This is a genomic window from Pseudarthrobacter kochi, from assembly GCF_055412805.1.
Genome location: NZ_JBVAYV010000100.1, coordinates 1 through 2,489, shown reverse-complemented (window position 1 = coordinate 2,489; position 2,489 = coordinate 1). Strand labels below are relative to the sequence as shown.

Here is a 2,489-nt window from a genome sequence, read left to right as displayed (position 1 = left end):
AAGTAATCACGAGATCAACAGCATCAGCCTTGAACTCATCAGAAAACGTGGGACGGGAAGACATGGGAACAATCCTTTCAAAGACTGTCTCACATCAGTAGTACACCTCAATGGAAGCAAAGTGGCCTGGTACCTGTCGTGGACTTCCCTTACGGCGGATTGGCGTTCGATCACACTGTCACACCTGGCGCTTTGGCGTGGGACGGTTGCAAACACCCCCTTCCAAAAGGCCAATGGAGCAATGGCATTGCGCTGTCCCGTGACCGTGCATTTGTGGCTGGTACCCGTGCGATCCTATTACGAATGGGCTGACGCTGAGGGCCTCCTCGCGAACAACGTTGCGAGCAGGATGACGCAGCTCAAGTACTTCGCTCCGGGTAGCCCGGCTGGGGGCGAGCATGGCGGCATGCGTCGCGTCCTGGCAGAGCAGCTGCGGGGTTCGGCACGTCCTTCTCAAGCGCCGCCCGAATGGATCGACGATCCAGATGCTCGACGTAGGTTGGAGACCCTGCCGCTCAGAAGTCGAGATCGCTTCCTGATTGACCTGCTATATTCGACCGGCATTCGAGCCGGCGAGGCGCTTTCTCTTTTTACGGCCGACCTACACTTCGCCGGAGGGACGCCGGAGCTCGGATGTAGGTACGCTGACCCTCATTTCCATGTGCTCATGGACAATCCGGTGGAGAACCGGGCCCGAGTCAAAGGCCGTGAGCGTGTGCTGTATGTAAATAGGGAACTGATTGAACGGTACATCGACTACGTTCTTGAGCGGTCGAGAATCCTCGGAAAACAACATGACAAATCACCTCATGTGTTCGTCAACCTTTATTCACAAGGGGAATCCTTGGGATGTGCCATGAAGTATTCGACTGTCAAGAAGCTTGTAGACAGATGCTCCAAAAGCATCAATTTCGTGCTGAGCGGCCCGCACGTGTTGAGGCATACCTTTGCCACGCGGCTTGTTAGAGGCATCGAATGTGAGCCACAGTCTCTGGACGTCGTTCAAGACCTGTTGGGCCATTCAAATATTAACTCCACAAAGATCTACACACACGATGAGGAATCCGCAAAGAAGGCTGCCATGGAGGCGCTTGCACCCCGATCCCTCAACTTGGAGACGGGCGCATGAGCGGGGGCGGGCCGGCGCTATCAATCAATCACGACACATCAGAGGCACCCGAAGTCGAGTCGTGGTCGCGCCACCTGCGAAGTTTGATTATTCCGGACTGGAGACCTGGTGAATTCGACTACGAAAGGCTTCTGTTCGTTCCCAATGCTTCGAATCCGCATACTGCTATCGAGCGTTGCCTTCGGGCCGATTGCGACGTTCTTGTCTCCGGACGTGCAAATCTGTGCCCCGTCTGCCGAACAGCCTGGTTGGGGGAAAAGTCAACAGGAATCCAGATGGATGAATGGGTCAGAAAACCCCGTCAGCGCCAGGAGCGAACGACAGGCTGCTTGGTGGCCGGATGCGAGAGGGATCATGACTCGAATGGCCTGTGTCGTCTACATGCTGCGGCCTACACGAAGAAACGACGGCAACTCGACCTGAATTCGCTTACGCCTCAGGACTGGATCCAAAACGGGCAACCGGGGCCATATCGCGAGGCGGAGAAGTGCGTGAGTGGATGCGGAAGGGAACGCGCCTATCTGAGCGGCCTCTGCAATCTCCATCAGGATAAGTTCAAGTCGTGGCGTCAAGTGAACCCCGGCGCGGACCTCGCTCAAGAAGTCGAGCATTGGCTCTCGGTGGTATGCGAGCCACCCATGGATCCAGACGCTCGGACAACATACGCGGAGTCCAGCGCGATTCCATTTGGTCTGCTACCTGAACCCTTGCGCTGGGAGTTTCTCTATGCCGTGCAACAAAGAGACCTGACGGGTCGAGCCAACCTTGCGCCTTCCTACGTTCGCAAAACGTACCTGAACCTCCGGCGCAGCGGCCGTTCAACGGTCATAGGGGAAACCCTCATGGCTCAAGATCCACAAAATCGAAACCTTATCGGGATGCTCGCTGAGTGCCAGCGCCTGATCGAGGCTGCCCGCCGAGAGTGGTCCGGTGTGGACAACCGTGATCCCCGCTTAATCTACTTGCGCGATCTTGACCTGAGAAAAAGCACCGCACATATCGGCCCAAATGCCACGATGGATTTGCGATCGATTGAACTGGATTGGATTTTTGAGGCGGTCGCAGCCTGGAGCCGGGGTGCTCCGCGGGGACCCGGTCAACTGTTAATCGTGAGAACTGTTTGGCTTTTGGCGGACGAAGTACTCCGATCACGCGGCACTCCTCGTCATTTGCTAGGAACTGCCGACATGGACGCCATAATTCGTGTCATCCGGGAACGCTGGCCTCACGAAGCGACACAGAGAAAACGGGCTCTTCAGAATTGAGAGTGTAGACATCGCTGCCGTGTGAGGAGTTCGGGCGGGGAGTTGTTCAGCTGAGGTGAGGGCCTTGGGAGAGAATCAAGGTATCTACTCCGCTG

The 2,489-nt window shown here is 56.3% G+C and carries 2 protein-coding genes; both read left to right on the top strand.

All coding sequences use genetic code 11. From position 1 onward, the window contains the following. The coding region (locus ACZY0Y_RS19775; RefSeq protein ID WP_463959926.1) for a tyrosine-type recombinase/integrase at positions 1-1,129 on the top strand (1,129 nt) is incomplete at its 5' end. A 275-nt stretch (positions 1,130-1,404) separates the two neighbouring features. Further along, complete coding sequence (locus ACZY0Y_RS19770; RefSeq protein ID WP_463959925.1) at positions 1,405-2,394, top strand: hypothetical protein; 990 nt, start codon at positions 1,405-1,407, stop codon at positions 2,392-2,394. Positions 2,395-2,489: the final 95 nt, after the last annotated feature.